The sequence below is a fragment of the Arthrobacter sp. MYb221 genome (assembly GCF_002979835.1).
Lineage (GTDB): Bacteria > Actinomycetota > Actinomycetes > Actinomycetales > Micrococcaceae > Glutamicibacter.
Genome location: NZ_PCPW01000001.1, coordinates 384,363 through 405,672 on the forward strand (window position 1 = coordinate 384,363; position 21,310 = coordinate 405,672).

At 60.1% G+C, this 21,310-nt stretch carries 20 protein-coding genes; 4 read left to right on the forward strand and 16 right to left on the reverse strand.

Annotated features, from left to right (window positions below; all coding sequences use genetic code 11):
* The first annotated feature begins 48 nt into the window (after window positions 1-48).
* Complete coding sequence (locus CQ015_RS01855) at window positions 49-1,326, forward strand: Fic family protein (RefSeq protein WP_105649269.1); 1,278 nt, start codon at window positions 49-51, stop codon at window positions 1,324-1,326.
* A gap of 45 nt (window positions 1,327-1,371) precedes the next feature.
* Here CQ015_RS01855 and CQ015_RS01860 read toward each other — a convergent pair whose 3' ends face one another.
* The 8 genes from CQ015_RS01860 to CQ015_RS01890 form a co-directional block, all read right to left on the reverse strand.
* Window positions 1,372-1,557 (reverse strand): hypothetical protein, encoded by a 186-nt coding sequence (locus CQ015_RS01860; protein WP_146113995.1) that lies wholly within the window; start codon window positions 1,555-1,557, stop codon window positions 1,372-1,374.
* A 30-nt stretch (window positions 1,558-1,587) separates the two neighbouring features.
* Window positions 1,588-1,806, reverse strand: coding sequence for a DUF6308 family protein (locus CQ015_RS01865; RefSeq protein ID WP_105569156.1), 219 nt, complete (start codon window positions 1,804-1,806; stop codon window positions 1,588-1,590).
* 460 nt (window positions 1,807-2,266) lie between these two features.
* Window positions 2,267-3,475, reverse strand: coding sequence for a hypothetical protein (locus CQ015_RS01870; RefSeq protein ID WP_105649193.1), 1,209 nt, complete (start codon window positions 3,473-3,475; stop codon window positions 2,267-2,269).
* Between the two features lie 252 nt (window positions 3,476-3,727).
* On the reverse strand, window positions 3,728-3,856 hold the full coding sequence (locus CQ015_RS19200; protein WP_255248468.1) for a hypothetical protein: 129 nt from the start codon (window positions 3,854-3,856) through the stop codon (window positions 3,728-3,730).
* A 184-nt stretch (window positions 3,857-4,040) separates the two neighbouring features.
* Window positions 4,041-5,606, reverse strand: a complete 1,566-nt coding sequence (ffh, locus tag CQ015_RS01875; RefSeq protein ID WP_105649194.1) for a signal recognition particle protein — start codon at window positions 5,604-5,606, stop codon at window positions 4,041-4,043.
* Between the two features lie 161 nt (window positions 5,607-5,767).
* On the reverse strand, window positions 5,768-6,166 hold the full coding sequence (locus CQ015_RS19555) for an RloB domain-containing protein (RefSeq protein ID WP_105649195.1): 399 nt from the start codon (window positions 6,164-6,166) through the stop codon (window positions 5,768-5,770).
* 105 nt (window positions 6,167-6,271) lie between these two features.
* On the reverse strand, window positions 6,272-7,600 hold the full coding sequence (locus CQ015_RS01885; protein ID WP_105649196.1) for an ATP/GTP-binding protein: 1,329 nt from the start codon (window positions 7,598-7,600) through the stop codon (window positions 6,272-6,274).
* A 771-nt stretch (window positions 7,601-8,371) separates the two neighbouring features.
* Window positions 8,372-8,566 (reverse strand): hypothetical protein, encoded by a 195-nt coding sequence (locus tag CQ015_RS01890; protein WP_105649197.1) that lies wholly within the window; start codon window positions 8,564-8,566, stop codon window positions 8,372-8,374.
* A 190-nt stretch (window positions 8,567-8,756) separates the two neighbouring features.
* On the opposite strand from CQ015_RS01890, the gene CQ015_RS01895 reads away from it, so the two are divergent.
* Window positions 8,757-9,914, forward strand: a complete 1,158-nt coding sequence (locus CQ015_RS01895) for a hypothetical protein (RefSeq protein ID WP_146113996.1) — start codon at window positions 8,757-8,759, stop codon at window positions 9,912-9,914.
* A 177-nt stretch (window positions 9,915-10,091) separates the two neighbouring features.
* Here CQ015_RS01895 and CQ015_RS01900 read toward each other — a convergent pair whose 3' ends face one another.
* Window positions 10,092-11,312: an ammonium transporter gene (locus CQ015_RS01900; RefSeq protein ID WP_105554607.1), complete on the reverse strand. Its 1,221-nt coding sequence runs from the start codon at window positions 11,310-11,312 to the stop codon at window positions 10,092-10,094.
* Between the two features lie 249 nt (window positions 11,313-11,561).
* Window positions 11,562-12,245, reverse strand: coding sequence for a hypothetical protein (locus tag CQ015_RS01905; RefSeq protein WP_105649199.1), 684 nt, complete (start codon window positions 12,243-12,245; stop codon window positions 11,562-11,564).
* 105 nt (window positions 12,246-12,350) lie between these two features.
* Between CQ015_RS01905 and CQ015_RS01910 the strand changes: the two genes are divergently transcribed.
* The gene (locus CQ015_RS01910; protein ID WP_105649200.1) at window positions 12,351-13,007 is read left to right on the forward strand and encodes a DNA-3-methyladenine glycosylase; all 657 of its coding nucleotides are present in this window, start codon (window positions 12,351-12,353) and stop codon (window positions 13,005-13,007) included.
* A gap of 7 nt (window positions 13,008-13,014) precedes the next feature.
* Here the strand turns inward: CQ015_RS01910 and CQ015_RS01915 are convergent, their stop codons facing one another.
* The 5 genes from CQ015_RS01915 to CQ015_RS01935 form a co-directional block, all read right to left on the reverse strand.
* On the reverse strand, window positions 13,015-14,478 hold the full coding sequence (locus CQ015_RS01915) for a M23 family metallopeptidase (protein WP_105649201.1): 1,464 nt from the start codon (window positions 14,476-14,478) through the stop codon (window positions 13,015-13,017).
* Between the two features lie 201 nt (window positions 14,479-14,679).
* A complete protein-coding gene (locus CQ015_RS01920; protein ID WP_105649202.1) occupies window positions 14,680-15,366 on the reverse strand; it encodes a hypothetical protein in 687 nt (228 codons plus the stop codon).
* A 17-nt stretch (window positions 15,367-15,383) separates the two neighbouring features.
* The gene (locus CQ015_RS01925; RefSeq protein ID WP_105649203.1) at window positions 15,384-16,157 is read right to left on the reverse strand and encodes a gamma-glutamylcyclotransferase; all 774 of its coding nucleotides are present in this window, start codon (window positions 16,155-16,157) and stop codon (window positions 15,384-15,386) included.
* A gap of 10 nt (window positions 16,158-16,167) precedes the next feature.
* The gene (locus tag CQ015_RS01930; RefSeq protein WP_181150326.1) at window positions 16,168-16,671 is read right to left on the reverse strand and encodes an SH3 domain-containing protein; all 504 of its coding nucleotides are present in this window, start codon (window positions 16,669-16,671) and stop codon (window positions 16,168-16,170) included.
* A gap of 334 nt (window positions 16,672-17,005) precedes the next feature.
* Complete coding sequence (locus tag CQ015_RS01935; protein WP_181150327.1) at window positions 17,006-19,138, reverse strand: acyltransferase family protein; 2,133 nt, start codon at window positions 19,136-19,138, stop codon at window positions 17,006-17,008.
* A 569-nt stretch (window positions 19,139-19,707) separates the two neighbouring features.
* On the opposite strand from CQ015_RS01935, the gene CQ015_RS18855 reads away from it, so the two are divergent.
* A complete protein-coding gene (locus CQ015_RS18855) occupies window positions 19,708-19,866 on the forward strand; it encodes a hypothetical protein (RefSeq protein ID WP_181150328.1) in 159 nt (52 codons plus the stop codon).
* Window positions 19,867-19,949: 83 nt separating this feature from the next.
* Here CQ015_RS18855 and ftsY read toward each other — a convergent pair whose 3' ends face one another.
* On the reverse strand, window positions 19,950-21,140 hold the full coding sequence (gene ftsY / locus CQ015_RS01945; protein ID WP_105569187.1) for a signal recognition particle-docking protein FtsY: 1,191 nt from the start codon (window positions 21,138-21,140) through the stop codon (window positions 19,950-19,952).
* Window positions 21,141-21,310: the final 170 nt, after the last annotated feature.

Consider the following 21,310-nt stretch of genomic DNA (forward strand, 5'->3'; position numbering starts at 1 on the left):
TTGCTAAGTGATAGAATCCAATCAGAGGAGTTGCAGATGGAGGCATCGATGAATCAGCAACCACGCCATATGGATGGGAAGTTCGGTCACAGCCACAGAGACGAGGCCAACAACTCGCTATCGTCCAGCAATTCATGGCCAGAGGCCGAATATGACGAGGTCACATGGGAGGGTGGGGCCCAGGATTTCAACGACCTCAGATTCATGTCCGGAATGCGGGGCCAGAACTACGAAGCCTTCGTCCCTCCGACCATCGCAGAAACTGGTTATGCACCCTCGCCTCAGATCGCATCTCTCGCCGAAGAAGCGAGCCGGGAAATCAGCCGCTTCGATGAAAAGTATGGTGCGCGGGTCGGTCCATTTGCAACGATCATGCTCCGGTCCGAATCCGTTGCCTCGTCGCAAATCGAGAACCTGACGGCTAACGCCCGCAGCCTGGGCGAAGCCGAGCTCGGCATCGAAGAGGAACTGAACGCCACACTCGTGGTGCGAAACGTTAGGGCGATGGAATCGGCTCTGGCGGCCTCGGAAAATCTTGACACTGGTAGCATCCTCGACATGCACAGAGCGCTGATGAAAGGTACGAGAGACGAGGCTACTGCAGGCTCATGGAGGCAGCAGCAAGTCTGGATTGGAACCAGCTCAAGCAGCCCTATCGGCGCAGAGTTCATCCCACCCCATCACGACCGAGTCCCTGCATTGATGGAAGATTTGATGGTCTACGCCCGACGAACTGACGTGCCCACGATGGCTCAGGCAGCTATAGCTCACGCCCAGTTTGAAACCGTCCACCCCTTCACGGACGGAAACGGCCGAATTGGGAGGGCCCTGATCCACTCGATGCTCAAACGCCACGGCGTCGCGCGCAACGTGTCAACGCCCGTTTCTGCTGGTCTCCTGGCGGACATCGGCGCCTACCACCGCTCCCTTGATGCGTACCGCGCTGGAAACCCCGAGCCGATCATCACGCTCTGCTCGGAAGCCTCATTCCGGGCAATCTGGAACGGCACACAACTTGCCGAGGACGTCACATCGATTGCGGACTCCTGGAAAGCCAAAATCAAGGCTCGCAAGGACGCCGCAGTGTGGCGAGTCCTTGAGCTTCTGGAAAGCCGACCCGTGGTAAATGCCGCGGTGCTGGAAGCAGAGCTGGGACTGGACTACCTCAGGTCCAAGCGAGCCATGGACCTTCTAACCGAAAATGGGGTGGTTATCGGTGTCGACAAATACAAACGGGGCAGATTCTGGCGCGCTCCCGAGATGCTCAATGCCCTGGATGCCTTCGCAGAACGGGCAGGCCGCCGACGGCAGTCAGGTTCCGTCTAGGGCACTTACGCGATCAAGAGGACTGCACGAGCTACGGCCGGACACTCAACCGCTGCGCGGTGCTCGGCCCAGATCCCAGCCCACAATATCGAGGGCACGAAGCGGCGTGATGGGCACCGAGGGGTCGACCATGGTTACGATTTCTTCCCACACGGGCAACTGCTGCAGCACGTCCCGTTGTAGTGCCGGCAGCCAGGCCTCGGCGAAGTCACGATGAGTCTGAGTCTTCACCGGTGGCACCGGTGCCTCACCGATCAGGCATTAGCAGCGGCGAATATTCTCGTCGAAGAACGGGATGAGCTCGGGACGTTTGCGGTGCAGCACTTTCATCGGCTTGGTCTTTCCGACGTGCTTGGTTGGCTTGTCATTCAGGATCCCGAACAGGTCGGCGATGACGTCGAGGGTTTCTGATGATGCCTCAGCAAAAGACTCCTCTTTTGGGAGACGCGAAAGGACGGGCGGCCCCCGGGAAGTGGACACCGGGAGCAAAAACGCTAAGCAGCGAACTCCACCACAACCCGAAAATCACCCTCAAAATCAACAGGCGACTTATAGCCTAACGCCGAATGCTTCCACCTACGGCGCTTTTTGTGGCAGCTTGCTCGTATCGAAACGCAGATCGACAGCTCCCGATCTAGTTGCCCGCAATAAATTGCTGTATCTCGCACAGCAATCGACGTGGCCAATCCCGATCCGCGGGTAAGCTCATCCACCGCGAAATGCTCCGTTTCAATCCGGGAAGTCACATAGGACCGCGGCTCCATGCAGCCGTTGGAAATGAACTTGAGAAGGCGCGAATCACAGCGCACGGTGACTTGCTGGATCACTCCCGCAGATCTGGGATCCCACTGACTGCGACCTTGCCTTCCAGTCCTCGAAGCTTCAGCACCCGTCTACGGGTGGCTAAATCAGGCTGGGATTCGACGCCGAACCAGTCGATTCAGGAAGACATGGCTTTCTGCAGTTTCGGTTCCAACGCTTCCTTGACTCCCCTGGCAAGGTAATACACACCGTCCGAGTACCAGAAGAACATGAGACCCCGGCGCAGCGGCTTAGGTATACGGGACAGGCTTGGCGAAGTCTTCATCGCCCGGTTTGCGATGGCTCCGGCGGCCAGGACGGCCACGCTGGAGGAAATCAACGCCCGCGGGCTCCACCCGGTGCGGGAGAGCAAACCCATCAGGCCGGTGGCCTCGCGTTCGAACTCTTCGAAGGTGACTCGGATCGAGTTCAGCACCCCGTGGACATGGATTTCCCGTGCGTCCTCGGGAACCGGTGCGCCCGAGAGGAAGTCGATGCTCCGCGGGTCATAACCATGAAGAGTCAGGAACCTTTTGAGATTGTTCGCCGAGCGGGGCGCGCGCAGAATCGATTTTGCTTCTTCCCGCGCCGGTCCGGCTGCCAGCAGCTGATCCACGATCTCATAGTCGTCCGCGTAGACCCCGTCGTTCCACTCGTCCATAGCATGCAACAGCAACTGCGCATCGCTGCCGGTACTGGCCTGAAGAATCCTCATGCGTTCCAGATCGATCTGGTAGGACACGTGGTCGGGCAAGAGCTGCGGACGCAGCGGGCCCTTGGAGTGGATCGATGCGGTGAGCACGCTGCCGCTGCGCGTCAGCGTCAGGTACGGCCGGCTGGACCGCGAGATGTTGGGCTCTTCCAATGGATTACTGGGCAGGACCGTCAGCCCGGCGAGATTTCTGAACACCGTGAAGGTATTGCCTTCGAGGCGCGGGGAAAGTGTCAGATCCGAGACTTTCAGGGTAGCGCCCTGGAATAACTGCGCGTCCGGAGCGTACTGGCCAAGCTGTTCTTCTCCCGGAACCGGGCCGTCCAATTCCTCGCCGTTGATCAAGACGAATCGCGCACCGCTTGCCGCCTTGAGGTTATGGGCCAGCTCCGTGAGCCGCGGGCCTTGGACAAGTGCATCTTCCGGGCCGATCTGGCACAGCACCGGGTCCCGGGCATCGTTCAATGTCGCCAGTTCGGCGAGCACCTCCGTGGCATGCTCCCGGGATCTCGCACCGTCGATAAAACCGACGAGCCGGTGTTCGGCGAGGACGGCGTGGACATCCGCGGCCGCTTCAGGCTTTGAACCGGTGAAGATAAATTCAAGGTTGATAAAGCTGAACTCATTATCGTCCACGATCTAGGACCCCTTTTTCACGCTTTGATCAATCGATTTCTCACTAGTTTAGGCATGGGCAGGAATCACGCGAAATCCTGTCTAATTCGGGCATGGCCCCGGGGTGAAGCAGATTCGGCCCGCGCTGCCTGCTCGAGAAAATCTTGGAAAGCAGCAAGCCTCCGCCGGACGGTGGCTGACCGAGAGGCAGAGGCTTGGCTGGGCGCTGTCCTTAGGCCGCTGATTCGCTACCTAAGGATCGGACGCTGATGCTTATTTGGCGTTTTTACGTGCTGATTCGGTGAGGGAATCAGCACTCTTCAGCCGCTTCTCGGCGCGTTTTTCCTTGATGGATTTTGCGGGCTTCTTCGCTTCGCCCTTACGTGGTGACTTGTCGGACATGATGTGCCGCCTAGCTGGAAATGCCGTGCACTTCCAAAATACGGGGAGAGTACCCCTGCCTTCCATCCTACGGCGCGTGAACTGGCGCCGAAACCAGTGGCTCTGGATATCGGCGTAGCGCAAAGAAAACTGCGCCCCGCGAACCGAAGGTCCACGAAGCGCAGTCTGGTAAAAAACCGAAGAATTACTTGTTGCCCAAGTACTTCTCAAAACCTGCTGGCAGGTTCAGGCTCGACGGATCGAAGTCCTGCTGGGCGCCCTGGCCGAAGGCCGAACCGGCAGGTGCCGCGGACTTCTTGTTCTTGGCTTCCAGCTCGGCCTGCGCGGCCTTGGCCGGGTTGCCGAACTTCGCCTGCTTCTTGCCCTTGCCCTTGGCTTTCGCCTTGCGCGCGGCACCCTTGCCGGCGCCAGGCATCCCCGGCATGCCGCCGCCGGCGGCCATCTTCTTCATCATCTTCTGCGCTTCGGTGAAACGCTCGAGCATCTGGTTGACCTCGGAAACCGCGACACCGGAACCCTTGGCGATACGCGCACGGCGCGAACCGTTGATGATCTTCGGAGCCACGCGCTCGTGCTGGGTCATCGAGCGGACGATGGCCTCCACGCGGTCGATCTGGCGCTCGTCGAACTGCTCGAGCTGCTGGCGGGAGATCTGCGAGCCGGGCATCATGCCCAGCATCTTCTTCATCGAGCCCATCTTCTTGATCTGGGCCATCTGGGCGAGGAAGTCGTCCAGGGTGAAGTCTTCCTGGTCGGCGAACTTCTTCGCCATCCGCTCGGCTTCGCCCTTGTCCCAGTTCTTCTCGGCCTGCTCGATGAGCGTCATCACGTCGCCCATGTCCAGGATGCGCGAGGCCATGCGGTCCGGGTGGAAGATCTCGAAGTCGTCCAGGTTTTCGCCGGTGGAGGCGAACATGACCGGCTTGCCGGTGATCGAGGCGACCGAGAGGGCCGCGCCACCGCGGGCGTCGCCGTCCAGCTTGGAGAGCACCACACCGGTGAAGTCGACGCCTTCGTGGAAGGCCTGGGCGGTGTTGACCGCGTCCTGGCCGATCATCGCGTCGATGACGAAGAGGACTTCGTCCGGGTTGATGGCGGCGCGGATGTTCGCGGCCTGGGCCATCATCTCGGTGTCCACGCCCAAGCGGCCGGCGGTATCGACGATGACGATGTCGTGCAGCTTGGCCTTCGCCTCGGCGACGCCGTCGCGGGCTACGGCTACCGGATCGCCGGTGGCGGTGTCGAATTCCGAGGAGACGCCCGGGTGCGGTGCGTAGACCGGAACGCCTGCGCGTTCACCGTTGATCTGCAGCTGCTTAACCGCGTTGGGACGCTGCAGGTCGCAGGCCACCAGCAGCGGGGTGTGGCCTTCGGATTTCAGGTGCTTGGCGAGCTTGCCGGCCAGGGTGGTCTTACCTGCACCCTGCAGACCGGCGAGCATGATCACCGTCGGAGGGTTCTTGGCCAGATTCAGGCGGCGGGTTTCTCCGCCGAGGATGCCAACGAGTTCCTCGTTGACGATCTTCACAACCTGCTGTCCCGGGTTCAGCGACTCGGAAACTTCCAGGCCCAGTGCGCGTTCCTTCACCTGGGCTACGAAGGCGCGAACCACCGGTACGGCGACGTCGGCGTCCAGCAGGGCGCGGCGAATTTCGCGGGCGGTACCGTCAATGTCGGCCTCTGTCAGGCGACCCTTGCCACGAAGGTTCTTGAAGGTCGCTGTCAGGCGATCGGAAAGTGAATTAAACACGTGCCGGGCACTTCTTTCGATAGGTCTTACGGTGCGCATAAAAAATCACACAGGACTCGATTACTTAGAATATCAAGAATCGGGCGCGCTCCAACATTACGGGAGATGGAGGTGATACATCCTACTGTGGTTGCAAGCGGGAAGGCCGGGTTACTTTTCTCTTATTTTGAGGTAAGGATGTCAATTAGCCATGGCATGCCAGTCGATGAGTTAGGACCAATCTCCCCAGGTCCCAACTTCGGATCAGCTCGGCGTGCGATTTGGCATGCACGTTTATAATTCTCGACGGGGAATTTGGGCGATAACGATTTCTCCTTCTCGAAAATCTTTTGCTCACTCATCATCCGGTCCAGTTGCTTCGATTCGAAATGAGTCACACTTTCAACTACGTGCCAAAGCAACCAGACCTCAAATTTGAGATTGGATACAACAACGCTGATCTCGTTGCGAGCCGCCAGAGCCAGCGCTTCCTTCAACTTTGCATGCGTGTCTACATCTATCAGGCAAACTGCGATATCGAAGGGATCAATTGCCTTGTCTCGAACATCATGACAGCTCAGACGTTCCCAAAATCTGCTTCAACGAATCAATATACTGCGGCTCCGTTACTGTCCCTTCAGTACAAATCAGAATCCGTTTCTTTTCAGACCTCTTACGGCGCGCCACTAGCTATCATCCGATCCGATCACTCTTGCCAGCAGGCTCGGAGCCGTACGTGGCACGGCGCCATATCGTCCCGCGAGATATCGACGTTCAAAGTTGGCGTCCTTTGGATGAGGGAAATCTGCTAGCGAATAAATCTCCGTTGCACCGTCTGTATCTTTATCTGCGAACCAAATTTGCTCGGCTTCAAGATCAAAACCAGATTCCGGAGACAGAAGATTTGTGTCATGACTGGTGAACAGGAGCTGAGCACCAAAGCGGTTGATTCGAGGATTCAGAAAGAGGCTGATTACCAGCTCAACTAAATGCGAGTGGAGGCTGTTGTCAAGTTCGTCGACCACCAGCATTGTCCCGTATCGCAAAGCCTCTACTGCAGGAGTAATTAATGAAAGCCAGACGATAGTGCCTGCGCTTTCCTCGTTGACCCCGAAAGCCCGAGGGTCTTTTTTCCTGCCCTTATGCAAAAATTCCAGGGTTCGAACTACAGCATCGGATTCAAGGGGTTCGATATGAATCCGCTTCTCTTCACCAACAATCTTTTCGGCTTCAGAATCAACGAGTTCCGCAAATATTTTCATTAGTCGAACAGCTTCTGGAGGAGCTTGATCTTCCTTGACGGAAATCGACCGAACACCGATATCGGCAACTTGCAGAAGGGTAGTCAAGTCCTCAAAGCTCATCTCTTGCTGCAGCAATGAGTCGGTGATGCTTGCGAGTCGGCGTTCTCTATTCGTGTCACCAAATGGTGCGAGTTCGATCCCATCTAACAATGATTTGCCGAGGCCAGTAAGCTCTTCATGCTCCAGCAGAATTGCTCGCGAAAGTATCAGTTCACGTCGAGTTACAGCAACCAACCCACTCTTCTCCTTAAAGCGAACTTGGGTGGGCGACTCAGAACTACGGTCACGATCAATTAGCGTTCGCCAGCGGGTGCGAGGAAGATCAAGCAACCATTCTTTTTCGATTCCCTCCGGGGTAACTGTGAAACCATATTTATGACGCACGCCCTCGAATACCCAATCGAATTCATACGAACTAGGCCCCTTAGCTGACTCATCGTCAAGAGCGAACGGAACATGTACCATTTCCGGCCTCTGTTGCCAGAGTGTAGACGAATGGTTAATCGCCGCTTGGGCGTACTTGAATGCGTCAATGAGCGTAGATTTACCGGAGGCGTTCGGGCCGAATACACCAACCACAGGATAAGTGACGGCAGACCAATCGCCATCGGCGCCCGGCTTCAACTTCTTAAAGCTGGGACGCATAAACTCCAAAGTGCACTCATCACGAATACTCTTATGGTTCGATACCGTAAAGTTGAGTAGCAACATACTCTAATCATAGCTTAGAGTCGAGAAATTTGACGATTACCGTCAAAATTTGATAGCTCAGATAATTCTCGATACGTGAACTCGCTGTGAAATCTCCGAAGGTCACGACTTGCTGAGTAAATTTCCCATCTTAAAAGCGCACTTTACAAGCGCCACACAACCTCGCGAATCCGTTAAATACTACGCACGCTAACCCGTGAGACTCTCGCGAACTAAGGACTCCACTCTAACCAGAGCGGAGCCTGGACGGGCCTGGTCGTATTTGGCCGACATTCCCCCTTCTGAAACTATCGCCCTCACGGAGTCACCAGCGTCCACACGCGTGCAATCCCCCATATCGTTTCGTTCGCATCTCATTGCCCAAATAGCAGCTACAGCTACCGATAAAGAATTATTCGGGGCACTGCATTCGCGTGTTAGTGATGCAGCAGATACGTTATCTCCCGACCTTCCCCAAACAGGGAGCTGACGGTATATGACAGCTCAATATGACATGTTGGTTATCTTGCGCGGCATAGGTCTGCTCTTTGCTTCGGCTTGAAAAGGTTGACCACACCCAAGTAGGGCGTGTCTCGCCAGAGGGTTGCCTAGCAAGAAGCTAATTTCAGACGGATTACCAGGGCCACGAATAACCACTGGCACGGAAACTTCGCTGCGGCACGACAATAGCCCCGGCAAAATACTTCTTGTTTCATGGACCCTGCAGATATCTGTCCTCACCATAGATCAGATTCGAGTCCCGGCCGAAGATTCCGGGCGGGTTGCCGGTCATCACCGGCTTTCGTATTGATCATCGTCCGAGGCGTTCAGATCCGGGTCCTCGCCGATCGCGGGATCGTCTTCGTCGAACAAGCCGTCGTCCCCTGTGCCGTTGCGGGTTTCCTGCTCGATGTCCTCCTCCTCCGGGGGCTTCACCTTGCCGAGAAGGTTTTCAATCTTTTCCTTGGCCTCTTCGAAGAATGACATGATGCTCCTCTTCCTTGCGCGCGGCGCCGATTCTGCCCTTGGCGGGATAATCGCGAGAATTCCACATCGGCTCGGAGAGCGCAAGGAGTTCCGGGCAAGGCGGAAGACTTTCTGGCTCTGCACGGCCTTGATTCTCCAAAAAGACTGAGATTGCTTGGCGATCGACACTGCAGTTCATAGAGTGGGCATAGTGGCAGCCGCCGCCGAAAAATACCGTGCCGCACTTCGGAGGTCCATCATTCCAAAGCAACAGCCCGCCGTGCGCACCGTGGGATTGCTTGCCGACCCGGGGATCGCTCAGGTGCTGGCAGGCAAGGTGCGCGAACGCTTGGAAAACGCATTGAATAGCGAGGATCAGGATCAAGTCCGCTGGTCGGTCAAGGTCGGCCCGCTCACGCTGCCGCTGGATGAATCCGGGCAAGTGATGCTCAATCGGCACGTCGGTGCGCTGCGCGAGAAGTTCGGCTGGGAGTACATCATCTACCTCACCGATATCCCGCAATACGGCCAAGGCAAGCCGGTGGGTCGAAGCATCAGCCAGCTCCACGGGGCCGCGACGCTGGTGGTGCCGAGCCTGGGGATGGCCCGCCCGCGCAATCTCACCAGCGCGTTGGTTGACATCATGGGCGAACTGGCCGGCGATCGGAAGCCGTTGATGCCGACGTCCCTGTCGGCACGCGCCTTCTCGGTAAGCGGAAGCCTGGACGAGCCGAGCGAAGACGGCCGCTCATCAACAAGATACGTCAGCCTCAAGGGTCTGCGTGGGCGGATTTTCCTGGTCTTCGGAATGGTGCGCAGCAACAGGCCCTGGCGGCTGGTCCCCCAGTTGTCCTCGGCCCTCGCCGGGGCGGCGGCCACCGGTGCCTTCGGCGTGTTCTATACCAGCATCTGGTCCATGGCCGACTACCTCAGCAGCCTCCGCCTGGCGCTGATTACCGTTGTCAGCATCCTGCTGTTGGGGCTGTGGCTGCTCTTCCACAACAGGCTCTGGGAACGTCCGCGCGGAAAGCACTACCGCGAGCGGCTGGTGCTCTACAACACCTCTACGGTGCTGACCGTGATGCTGGCGGCAGCCGCAATGTACCTTCTGCTCTTCATTGCGCTCTTGCTCGGTTCGCTGGTGGTCATCGATCACGGATTCCTCTCCTACCAGTTGCGCCACCCCGTGGGCTTCGCCGAGTACGTCAACCTTGCCTGGCTGGCGGCGTCGCTGGGAACCCTGGGCGGGGCCATCGGGTCGAGTTTCGACCAGGTCGAATCGATCCAGCAAGCGACCTTCAGCCAGCGCGAATACGAACGCCGGAATATGGATTTCGGGGTGGACGGCAGCGGAACGCAGAAGCCTTGATTGATGCCGGCCGCGATGCGCAACTTACGCAGCTAGCCAGGAGCGGCCGGCCACAGGCCGCGGACAGGTTGCGGCAAACGCAGAGGAAGCCTGCCGATGGCCCCATGAACCATTGGCAGGCTTCCTGCGGAACTGCCGGGTCGCCCCGGAGTTCTACCCCTTATTAATCCCTCATTGCTATTTGCTGACCCAGTGGTACCCGCTTTCGTTGTGCTCGGAGACGTCGATGCCTTCGATCTCGGTTTCGGCCGAGACGCGCCACGGGGCGATCTTGTCGATGACCGTGGCAATGATCCAGGTCATGGCCGCCGAGAACACGATCACGACGAGCAGCGTCATGAACTGCGCAAGCAGCTGGCTCAGTCCGCCGCCGTAGAACAGGCCGCCGGCGTTCTCCTCGGTGGGCAGTGCGAAGAAGCCCAGGTACAGGGTGCCGATGATTCCGGCGACCAGGTGGACGCCCACCACGTCGAGCGAATCGTCGTAGCCGAGCTTCCACTTCAGGTTGACCGCCCAGGCGGCACCGGCACCGGCAATCAGTCCGAGCAGCAGGGCCGCCCATGGGGACAGGTCGGCGCAGGATGGCGTGATCGCGACCAAGCCGGCGACCAGGCCGGAGGCGACGCCTACCGAGCTTGGGCGCTGTCCGCGCAGCTTCTCAACCAGGATCCAGCCAAGCACCGCGGCGGCCGGAGCACCCATGGTGTTGATCCAGATCAGGCCGGCCTGCTCGATGGTGGTGGCGGCACCGGCGTTGAAGCCGAACCAGCCGAACCAGAGCAGTGCGGCGCCCAGCATCACCAGCGGGGTGTTATGCGGCTGGGGACGGTCGTGGAAGTTGTGGCGCTGGCCGAGCTTCAAAGCCAGGACAAGAGCTGCGATACCTGCGTTGGTGTGGACCACGGCGCCGCCGGCGAAGTCGATGGCTTCACCGAAGAGCTGGCCGAGAACGCCATCCTCGGAGAGCAGCCCGCCGCCCCAGATCCAGAAGGCCACCGGTGCGTAGACCAGCGAGACCCACAGCGGCACGAAGAGCAGCCACGGTGCGAAACGGCTGCGGTCCGCGATGGCGCCGGAGATAATCGCCACCGAGATCAGCGCGAAGGTGCCGGAGAATCCGGCCGCGAGCAAGCCACTGGGTTCGGTGTTCTGCATGGCGATGTCGCTGAACGGGTTGCCGATGACCCCGGCGATCGCCGGCTCCCCGGCGGAGAGCGAATAGCCCCAGAGAATCCAGACGATCGCGCTGAGCGCGGCCGCCGAGAAGCTCATCAGCATCATATTGACCACGCCGGTAGAGCGGGTCATTCCGCCGTAGAACAGGCCCAGTGCCGGTGTCATGAGTAGAACAAGCGCTGCGGCGATCATTATCCATAGGCTGGCTGTATCTAACTCCATGGGGTCCACATCTCCTCAAAGGTGTTAGGTGTATCGGTGAGTGAATCGAATTCTTTCAAGTACTAATTCTTGGCCACCGATATTTCGCGGGCCTCCACCTTTGGTTTCGGGGATGTGACATTTGACCGGTTCGCGTGACGTTCAGTTCTCTTCGGTGTTTCCGGCAGGTTTCGCAGTTCTTATGCGCGCAGTTCGGCCCGGCAGTCGCGCGTAGTGGCTGCCGGGCCGAAGAATGAGTCCCTGGTTTGCTCAGAGTCGTTTGATCTTGATGACCTGGAACTGGGGAACGGTGGTGGACCCGCCGATCTGCGTGTCATAGGTCAGCGCACCGGAGACCGTCGCGGTGACCTGAACTATGTCATCTGCCAGCACATCATCGAGGATGGAGCAGTCGGTGATCCCGTCACCGGCCGTGAAGTATGAATTGTGCTCGAAGTCGTACTTGCCCACATGTGCGTGAGCGACGTTGGCCCGGAAGGAACACAGCCCGGTGGCCGCATCGAATTGCGTGACACGGGCGAAGATAATGACGTTCTTATCGACATAGGAGTCCGGCTTCTTCACGATCTGCGCCAGTTCACGCTTGGAGATCTTCTTGGCCTTGTTGGCCTTCTCCTTTTCCGCCTTTTTCGCCGCTTCCTGCTTGGCTTTCTCCTCTTCCTTCTCGGCCTTTTCCTTGGCCTTGCGTTCTTCTTCGGCTTTCGCCTCGGCTTGGCGCTGCTCTTCTGCTTCACGCAGTATCTTGGCTTCGGCTTCCACAGCGTCCAGCTCGGCGCTGACGGCCTCGAGCTGCGCTTGGAGTTCCTGCTTTTCGCTATCCAGCGCGGCAGAAGAAGCCTGGACCTCCTCGAACTCAGCTGCGGAGACTCCGCAGGCGGTCAGGGCAAACAGCAGGGCGAGGAAAATGGCCGGAACGGCCATGAGCTTTTTCATTGTCATCCATTCGTTGGTGCGAGTTACCCGACGCCCCATGCGTCCGGTAACAGGCATCATCACATCGGCTACCGACAGTTAAGCGGTGCTTGGCATACTTGACTGATGGACCGAGATCTTTTCATCCCAGATGCGCTGCAGGTCGCGCCGAAACTGCTCGGGGCGCTATTCTCGGTGGATTCGCCCGAAGGGACCGTGTCCCTGCGCATCACCGAGGTCGAAGCCTATATGGGCCTGGGCAGCGCCGGCCCCTATGACCCGGGCAGCCATTCCAGGGATCGGCGCACCGAGCGAAACGCTTCGATGTTCCTGGGCCCCGGGCACGCGTACGTGTATTTCAGCTACGGAATGCATTTTGCGATCAACTTCGTCTGTTCCCCGGCCGGCATTGCCTCCGGGGTGCTGCTCAGGGCAGGCGAGGTAGTCGAAGGCGCGGATCTGGCGCGGTCGCGCAGGCTGGCACGGAGAACGGGCAGGGACATCAAGTATGCCCAGCTGGCCCGCGGGCCCGGGAATGCGGCCCAAGCGCTGGGAATTACACGCCCCGAGCACGATGGCCGTGATCTATTCGCCGCCCCGTTCACGCTTAGCGATCCCCCGCAGCCTCCCGCCCAGATGTCCACCGGTCCGCGGGTCGGCGTGGCGGGAAGCGCAGGCGGTCCCGAATTCCCGTGGCGCTTCTGGCTGCCCGGGGAACCCAGCGTCTCCGCGTTCAGGCGCGGGCCGAATGCCCCGATGCAGGCCGGGGGAAGGTCGCGCTGAGGCCAGGTCATTCGCCGGTGGCTTGGGCCTCCGGCGGCTTCGTGGACTTCTCTTGGGCCGGGGAGCTTGGCTCCTTGGATTCTTCCAAATCCGGGGGCACCTTGGCGCTGGGCTCCGGCAGCTTGGGCAGCGTTGGGCTGGCGCTGGGGCCGAGCGGGGCGTCCGGGGACTGTTCTGGGGACTGGATCGGCTTGGTGCTGGCGGACGGTGTGATGCTTGGCGTGGGTGAATTGCTCGGAGACTGCGGCGCCGTCGGTGCCGTGGTGGGTTCCGGCGACTTGCTCGGCTTTGGCGTAGGCGAGGGCGCCAAGGTTGGTGAGCCGCTGGTGCTTTCGCTCGGCTCCGGCTCTTCGCTCGGGCTTGGCGACGGCGAGGGTGAGGATGACGGCTTGGCCGTCGGAGACTTCGAAGGCGTCGGCGAAGGTTCGTCCGTCGAGAGCTGCGTCGGTTTTGCCGTCGGGGATTTCGAGGGCTTTTCCGTAGGTTTGGTCGATGGCTTTGCCGTTGGCGATGCCGAGGGCGCAGGTGTCTTCTTCGGTGTTGGGTCCGGGGCAGGTTCCGGCACCACCGGTGTATCGTCCTTCGGGACGACCACATCCGGATTCTGCTCTTTCCTCGAAGGGCGCTCCGGCTGGCCTTTGGGCGCGCTCCGCGCGTCCACCGTCAGCCGCGTCGAATCGATCAGTGCCGGCCCCTGGCCGGGGATCCGCGGCAGATACAACCGCGGGTCGCTCCAGCGGCCGTTGACCAGCACCTCGAAGTGCACGTGGCAGCCGGTTGAATTGCCGGTGGTTCCGGACAAGGCGATCACCTCGCCTTGCTGCACCCGCTGCCCCAAGGCGACCAGCAGCTTCGAATTGTGGCTGTAGCCGGTCTGCACGTTGTGCCCGTGCTCCAGTGTCACGCGCATCCCCGAATGCCCGGCCCAGCGCGAGACGCTCACGGTGCCCGACTCGCTGGCGTGCACCGGTGAGCCGCAGGCAATGGGGTAGTCCTGTCCGATATGGATCTGGTGGCCTGCCCCGGTGGGGTTGGCCCGCCACCCGTAGGGGCTTGAGATGCGCCGGGTGGCCACCGGATGCATGAGCTGCAGGTTGCCCGGCAGCTGGCCCACGGAGCCCACCGTCCCGAGCAGCAATGCCCGCTGCGCGGAGCCTTCCGAACCTCGCGGCGGGTTCTGGCCGATGGCCGCCGCGGGGCCGGACGGTGCACCCAACTCATCGGGGACCAGCAGCGGCAGGTCAACGGCACGCCCGTCGATGGCCAATTCCTTGCCCGATCCCCCGAAGGCCGCCAGCGGCGCATACTCGCTGACCGCTATCGGGTAGCTCTCCAGGGTTCCGCCATCCAGCGCAGCCAGTGCCGTTGCGCTCGTTCCGGAGCGGTTTTCGGACGGCAGCGCGAGCAGCGGCCAGGCCAACGCGCCGGTGAGGGTGACCGCGGACAGCGCGGAAGTGCTCCAGACAGCCAACGATTTTCTTCGCTGGACAATTTTGCGCCTGGGCAAAAAGTGGGTTGCATGATGACGGCGATTCACAAAAATTCGGTCCCCCCAAAGCACGAATTCCTTGCAGGACTCAAGGGTATGCCCAATTCCGGAGGGAATCTAGATGCGCAGGGAGATCAGCGGCAACCGATCCTTCGCAAGCGCGGTGCGCGCAGCGCCGCTTCGCTAGTAGTTCCAGGTCCAGCCTCCGGTTTTCTCCGGATCGTAAATCACCTGCCCGGAGGCATCGGGGACGTCCAGCACCAGCTTGCCGCGCACCTGGTCACCGGCACCCACCGCGATATCCAGCGCACCATCCACCTCGCAGGAGTAGGCGGCGATCGTGTCCGCGTCGTAGGACACCGCACGGTTCGCCCCGGGCGAGGTGCCGAAGACGGAGGCGTCCAGCGGCATCAGCGCGATCTCTTCTGCGACGGCCTCCGCGGCCGAGGCGGCAAGGCTGGCGCTGACGTCGAGCAGCAGGAAGGCACCGTTTTCCGGCGTGATCCTTTCCCCGTAGCCACGCAGGATGCAGGAGTCCAAAACCTCCACGCTGTGCACGGTGATCTCGAATGAGGGTTGGGTTTCCCCCGCAACGGTCAGCTTCCCCGCTTCGCCCAGGGCCTTGACGTCCTGGGATTGGGAATCGACCATGACCTTTTCCCCGGTCTGCGGATCGGTTTTCGCCACGTCGGCTAGTTGCTCCGCCAGCTCGTTGCCGGTCGTCTCGGCTTCGGCCGTGGAAGCGCACCCGGTCAGGAGGCCCGCGGTGCCCAGCGCGATCAGTGCCGTCGCGGCGGCGAACGCTAGTTTTTTTGGATTCCTGCGGACAATCATTGGGTTCTCCAGTTTCCACTTCGCCGGGATGCTCATGAGGTATTGGCCTGTGCCTAGGAGCGCTTCAAGAAGTCGCCGGAGGAGATGTATCGGCCCGAATTCTTGACAACTTTTTCGGAGAAGGCGGTCGTCTTATAGGTCCAGGACTGCGAGCCATCGATCAGTCGCACGTTTTGCCGCGTGTACATGGGCCTGCCCTGGTAGCGCAGCTGGCTTTCGTAGATATCCAGTTTCCTGAGCATGCCCGGTCCCTTGGCATCCGAATACTGGAACTGTTCGGTCGCCACCGTCTTGGGTCCGTTGGTCAAGAACGTCCAGTTCCGGTCCCAGAGCTGGTAGAGCGATGACTGGTGGAATCGCTGATTCATCGCCTTCTGCTGGAATCCACCCATGACGTTATAGGCGGATTGGCCCGTGCGCAACGTCCCGTAGGCCGCCACCGAGTAGGGCGAATGCAGTCGCAGGTTGTCCTTTTCCTTGATGAAGCCGGAAAGCGATCTTGTGGTGAAGCGGGCGTAGTCGGAAACGTTGCTGACCGGCGGGAGCATGCCTGCGGGTTTGTGGCGGTTGTGCACGTCGGTCCAGACCCATTTGCCGTTGACCTTGACCTCGTTGCGGCGGTTTTTGGCGTTCCAGGTCCCCCACTGAGCCTTGGTCCCGCGGCGGATGGTTCCGGTGGCCTTGCCGCTTGCGGTGTAGACCGGACCGGTGCTTTGCGTATAGCGGTATTGCAGGTCCACTCGTTGGCGGTCCGTCACCGAGGTCCAAACCCATTGGCCGTCAACCAGGATTTCGTCGCGCCGGCTGCTGGCAGCCCAGCGGCGCACCTCGTACCTTTCACCGAGGTGGATGCGCCCGAGGACCGTGAATTTCTTCGGGTTCCAGTGCGAGTAGGTGTGAGCTTTGCTGCACGTAGCGATATTGCGTGGACGCCGGCTTGCCGCGCAACAGGCTTTGGGGCTCCTGCTGGGCTTCGCCGCCGGTGTTCAGGTACCGGGTGGCAGACCAACCGGTCTTTGATCCCCAGGTGAGCTGGCTCCAGTTGCCCTGCTCTTTGCCGGTGAGGCTCACGACGGTTCCCTTGGCCATGGTGCCCAGGGATGCGGAACTAGTCTCGGGGCGCTCACGCAGCTTCAGGTTGACCGTGGTGCTGGCCGCGCTGGCTTTCTTCCGGTCCTTCACCGGTGCTATTTGCTCGGATTCCTGCCCGGCGGCTTGAAGCGGTACGGAGTCGACCGGCGCTAGGCCAAGTGCCGGGGGTGCCAGCGACAGCGGCGCCGCCAACGCGAGGAAGCCAACGATTGCCATCAATCGTTGGCCGAGTTTAGGTTGCTTGCGCATTGGACAGCGCGCTCGGCCCATCGCCCACCTAGGAACCGATTTTCTAACCATCGATTACCCACCGGAATCTGTCACGATTCCGAGCAATAGAAAGTCCGGTGATGCCCGCAAGCTTTTTATCGATTGTTTGTAATTTGTTCATCCTTGCAAGCAGTTCACTTGCCAAATTCCTACGCGGCCGGCCGCGCAACGGGGCCGGTCCGCAGGTACCGCTGGGCAAGCACTGGGCGCGGCATGGCTGTGGGGCACGTTTCGCCGACGAAACGTGCCCCACAGCTTTATTCGATTGCCTGCCGCCGAACCGTACTGACGAGGCGCTGGGTTGCATTTACCCTTAGGACGAGGCGAACAGCTTGTCGTTGTCGAGCACCGATTTCAGTCGGGCATCCAGTGGTTTGGCCAGGTGCGCGGCCATGGTCTGCGACAGATGAGAGTGATCCCAAAAGGCGATCACCCCGCCAACAACGCCGTGGCACAACTCGTCCCGGCAGAATTTGTCATTCATGCTCAGCGAGACGATATTCGGATCGTCCAGAGAATTCACCGCATCGACCTGTGGATCCATGGGAATCCATTCTTCGGCCGCACCGCTGCATTCGCCCAAGCGTTGCTCATTTTCGGCTACGCAATCGGGCAGGTTATCCATGGTGCTTCCGGGGAATGGGGTATCACGGATGACCGCGACCTGCGCTCCGGTATTCTCCCACTCACGCAGGGTCTTTTCGAATGCTTTTCTTGCTGGCCCTGCGGAGCCTTCCAGATCTTCCCCGACAACCGGCAACGACTGTCGACTCGATGAGATGACCAAGTCGTAGTCCTTTTTCTCAATCTCACTGGTAACCCACCCGGCGTACTCAGTGCAGCCATCAATGGAGGCTTGCTCGTCATAGTCCTGCGGCTCGCCCATCACTGCGCAGCGACTGATCAGGTAGGTGTCTAGCGCCCAACCGCGTTTTTCTGCAATGGACTTCAGCGCAGGAACCCACTGCCCAGCATGCGAGTTGCCGACGAGAGCAACCTTGATTTTCCCTTCGCCGAAGCTGCACACGGGACGCTCGGCGTAGTTGTCACCTTGGCCGGCGAAGCAGTCGTCCTTGTAGATATCGGGCTTGTCCTCCTTGGCCATGATGGGCGCCGGAGCCAGTTGCTGATATCTGTCCGGAATGCCCTTTTTGGCCACGCAATCATCCGTCAGCCCGTTGGACGCAAAGCAATCGACGCCGACTTGGGCGCTAACCCGCTTGACGGACGCGGAGATGTCCTTGGACTCCTCCATAATGGCGCCGCTCATCGAATAGAACGCGCCGGCGGCCAAGGCCAAGGTCGCGGAGCCTGCAAGCAAGAATCGCGGAGCGCTGAAATGCTTCGATACCTCGATGAACTTGCGGAAGCGGACTTCCACGAGCTTCTGCGTGAGCACCGACAGCATCAAGGTCAAAGCCAGCGCACCGAGCTGGGCCGCCATTCCAAAATCTGCCACCACGTAGGGGGCAAGGATCAGTATCGGCCAGTGCCACAGGTAGATGGCGTAGGAATTATCGCCGAAGAAACCCATGAAGCGGTTTGCCAGCAATTTGTTCGGAGACCACTTGTGTGTCGAATGAGCTAGCAGCAGCAGAGCGGTGCCAAGGACCGGAAGGAGTGCAATGTATCCGGGGAAAGGCATCTCGCCGTCGAAGCTCAGCGCGCTGAACACGATGGCCGCTAGCCCCACCCAGGTGGCCAGCATACTCAGCACGCTGTTCTTTGCGGCGTAGGCTCGCTTGCCCAACGCAGCGACCAACGCGCCTGCGGCAAATTCCCACGCACGGGTGAAGGTCGAGAAGTAGGCGGTACCCGCATCATTGGCCGTAGCGTACATGGAATACCCCAGCGACAAGGCGAAGATCAGCCCGACGCCGGCCAAGGCAACGTTGCGCCGGTTCCATCCCAAACGCACGGCCGCCATGATCAGCGCGCCAATGAGAATCGGCCAGACCAGATAGAACTGCTCTTCGCCCGAGAGGGACCAGAAATGCTGGAAGGGGCTTGGAGAATCCGCTTCGGCGAGATAGTCGACCTTGGAGGTGGCCAGATACCAGTTCTGGAAATAGAAGGTGGCCGCGATGGCCTGGAATCCCCAGTCCTGCCAGAGGGTGATCGGCGCCAGCAACCAAACTCCGACGAGTGCACTGAGGATCACCAGAAATGAGGCGGGCAGCAGGCGTTTGACGCGGCGCATCCAAAATTGCGCTACGTCCTTGAGGTTCTGCGGTGGACGTTTGATCAGGTGCGTGGTGATCAAGAATCCAGAGATCACGAAAAAGACGTCGACCCCGACAAATCCGCCGGGCAGGGCGGTGGGCCAGAAATGATAGAGCACCACGATTCCCACCGCAATGGCACGCAGCCCTTGGATGTCCCCACGAAAAACCGCCGGTTTGGGTTGTGGCGCGGACGCGACAGTCTTGGTTTGCTGCAGGCTCACGTGCGGCGGGATCCTTTGTCCGGGGATAGATTCGCAAGGCAAGACGGGATATGCGCGGCTTGCCAACGTAGAAACGGCCTCGAATACTCGAGGCCTACTTTTCATGTCTATCGATCTAAGCTGAACAAAGACTGAACAGTTACCTAATCTTAGCTTGACGCGGGAGCGGCTTGATCTGCATCTATATATAAACTTCCCTACCCATCGGTGCATTCAAGGTGGTTGTTGCCCATCTGCATCGATGGCATTGTGACCCAAGGCTCAGGAAACTCCTATTAGCTGCGGGCCAAAAAGGTCCCGCGGTGCGCAAGCATGCCTGGCAGCACCGGCAGTTGCCGCTTGCTAAACGCGCAATTGCTCACCAGCTGCCTACTGGATCTGACTCCGGCCGCGCATGGCACACCGCGTGCGGCACCTCGCAAGAACACCCAGCAATGGCATCCGAGGTTGCACTGCTGCAGAATTGGAAGATGGCTCCGCGTACGGATTCGAGCTGATGCCCGCACCTCCACTGGTGCCACATCTCCAATAGTCTGGATCTTGGAGGCCGCGAGTTCACACGAAGACGCTTGCCCACACTCGGCGGCGGGCTTTCCAGCCTCGTCGGCGTTCTTGGCCACCTGCCATTCGAAATCAAGCAGATCTTCTCCCCGGCCAGCGGATCGGTGGCCTTCGCTCGCGAAATCACCAGGCGCCGAGGCGATACCTCGAGCTCTGGCTTCTGTTGAAGTATCCCTCGCCGGTTAATGCAAGAGACACCTGGCCCTGTACGGAAGCACAGGGCCAGGTGCCTCTTGCCGAATTTCGAAGATTAGTCTTCGAGCAATGCGTCCACAAATGCTTCTGGATCAAAGGGCGCCAGATCATCCGGGCCCTCGCCCAGACCCACGAGCTTCACCGGAACACCGAGCTGGCGCTGGATGGCCACGACGATGCCGCCCTTGGCGGTGCCGTCAAGCTTGGTCAGCACGATGCCGTTGACGTTGACGACCTCGGAGAACACCTTGGCCTGGGCCAAGCCGTTCTGACCGGTAGTCGCGTCCAAGACGAGCAGCACCTCATCGATGGTTGCCTTCTTTTCGACCACGCGCTTGATCTTGCCAAGCTCGTCCATCAGGCCGACCTTGTTCTGCAGGCGCCCGGCGGTGTCGATCATGACGATGTCGACTTCCTGGTCGATGCCGGCCGAGACCGCTTCGAAGGCTACGGATGCCGGATCCGCGCCGTCGATCTGCGAACGCACGGTGGGCACGCCCACCCGGTCACCCCAGGTAGCAAGCTGCTCGGCGGCTGCGGCACGGAAGGTATCCGCCGCTCCGAGCAGAACGTCCTTGTCCTCGGCAACCAGCACGCGGGCGAGCTTGCCGATGGTGGTCGTCTTGCCGACACCGTTGACGCCAACCACCATGATGATGCTTGGACGGTCCGGATGCGGGGCAGGCAGGTAGCTGCGGTCCAGAGTGGGGTCCACCAGCTTGAGCAGCTCTTCACGGAGCATTGCCTTCACCCGCTGCGGGTCGCGGCTGCCTTCAACCTTCACTCGCTCGCGCAAGGCGTCCACGAGTTCGAGGGCTGGTTCGGTGCCCAGGTCCGCCAGCAGCAGGGTCTCTTCAATCTCTTCCCAGACGTCCTCATCAATCGAGTCCTGGCTGAGCAGGGCCAGCAGGCCCTTGGAGAACATGTTGTTCGACTTGGTCAGGCGAGCGCGCAAGCGCGCCAGACGTCCCTGCACCGGCTCCGGAACATCCAGTGCCGGGGCGGCGGGAGCCGCCGGCGCAACGGGAGGTTCTTCGGTCAGGACTGCGCCAGCTGGGCTCTGCCCCTCTGCCGGGGTATCGCCTGGCTCGGCTGGGGACGCGCTGGTTGGCGTATCGTCTGCGTCGCGCTCGGAAGTGTACGGAGTCTTGGGCTTGCGCCCCTTGGCCACGAACGCGATGACACCAATGGCCACCACGGCGATGACCGCGACAATGATAATGGTAAATAATAGCTGATCGGTCACGAGTGAAATTCTCTCATAGTCTTGCCAAGCCGATGCTCTTAGGACCCGCACGAGTCTTCGGTCACCAGTTGAACGCCGGCTCGCCAAGACGGCATAGACTTGCTGTGGCCTTACCGCCAGCAGTTTTCATTGTCCTCAAGAAAGGTCTCGCCACGCTGTCGCGATGACAG

Bases quoted from the DNA above. Each gene is read 5' to 3' on its own strand.
- CQ015_RS01855 (WP_105649269.1), top strand. From the start codon at position 49: ATGAATCAGCAACCACGCCATATGGATGGGAAGTTCGGTCACAGCCAC.
- CQ015_RS19200 (WP_255248468.1), bottom strand. From the start codon at position 3,856: ATGTCCGACAAGTCACCACGTAAGGGCGAAGCGAAGAAGCCCGCAAAA.
- CQ015_RS01885 (WP_105649196.1), bottom strand. From the start codon at position 7,600: ATGTTGCTACTCAACTTTACGGTATCGAACCATAAGAGTATTCGTGAT.
- CQ015_RS01890 (WP_105649197.1), bottom strand. From the start codon at position 8,566: ATGTCATTCTTCGAAGAGGCCAAGGAAAAGATTGAAAACCTTCTCGGC.
- CQ015_RS01900 (WP_105554607.1), bottom strand. From the start codon at position 11,312: ATGGAGTTAGATACAGCCAGCCTATGGATAATGATCGCCGCAGCGCTT.
- CQ015_RS01905 (WP_105649199.1), bottom strand. From the start codon at position 12,245: ATGAAAAAGCTCATGGCCGTTCCGGCCATTTTCCTCGCCCTGCTGTTT.
- CQ015_RS01910 (WP_105649200.1), top strand. From the start codon at position 12,351: ATGGACCGAGATCTTTTCATCCCAGATGCGCTGCAGGTCGCGCCGAAA.
- CQ015_RS01920 (WP_105649202.1), bottom strand. From the start codon at position 15,366: ATGAGCATCCCGGCGAAGTGGAAACTGGAGAACCCAATGATTGTCCGC.
- CQ015_RS01930 (WP_181150326.1), bottom strand. From the start codon at position 16,671: ATGCGCAAGCAACCTAAACTCGGCCAACGATTGATGGCAATCGTTGGC.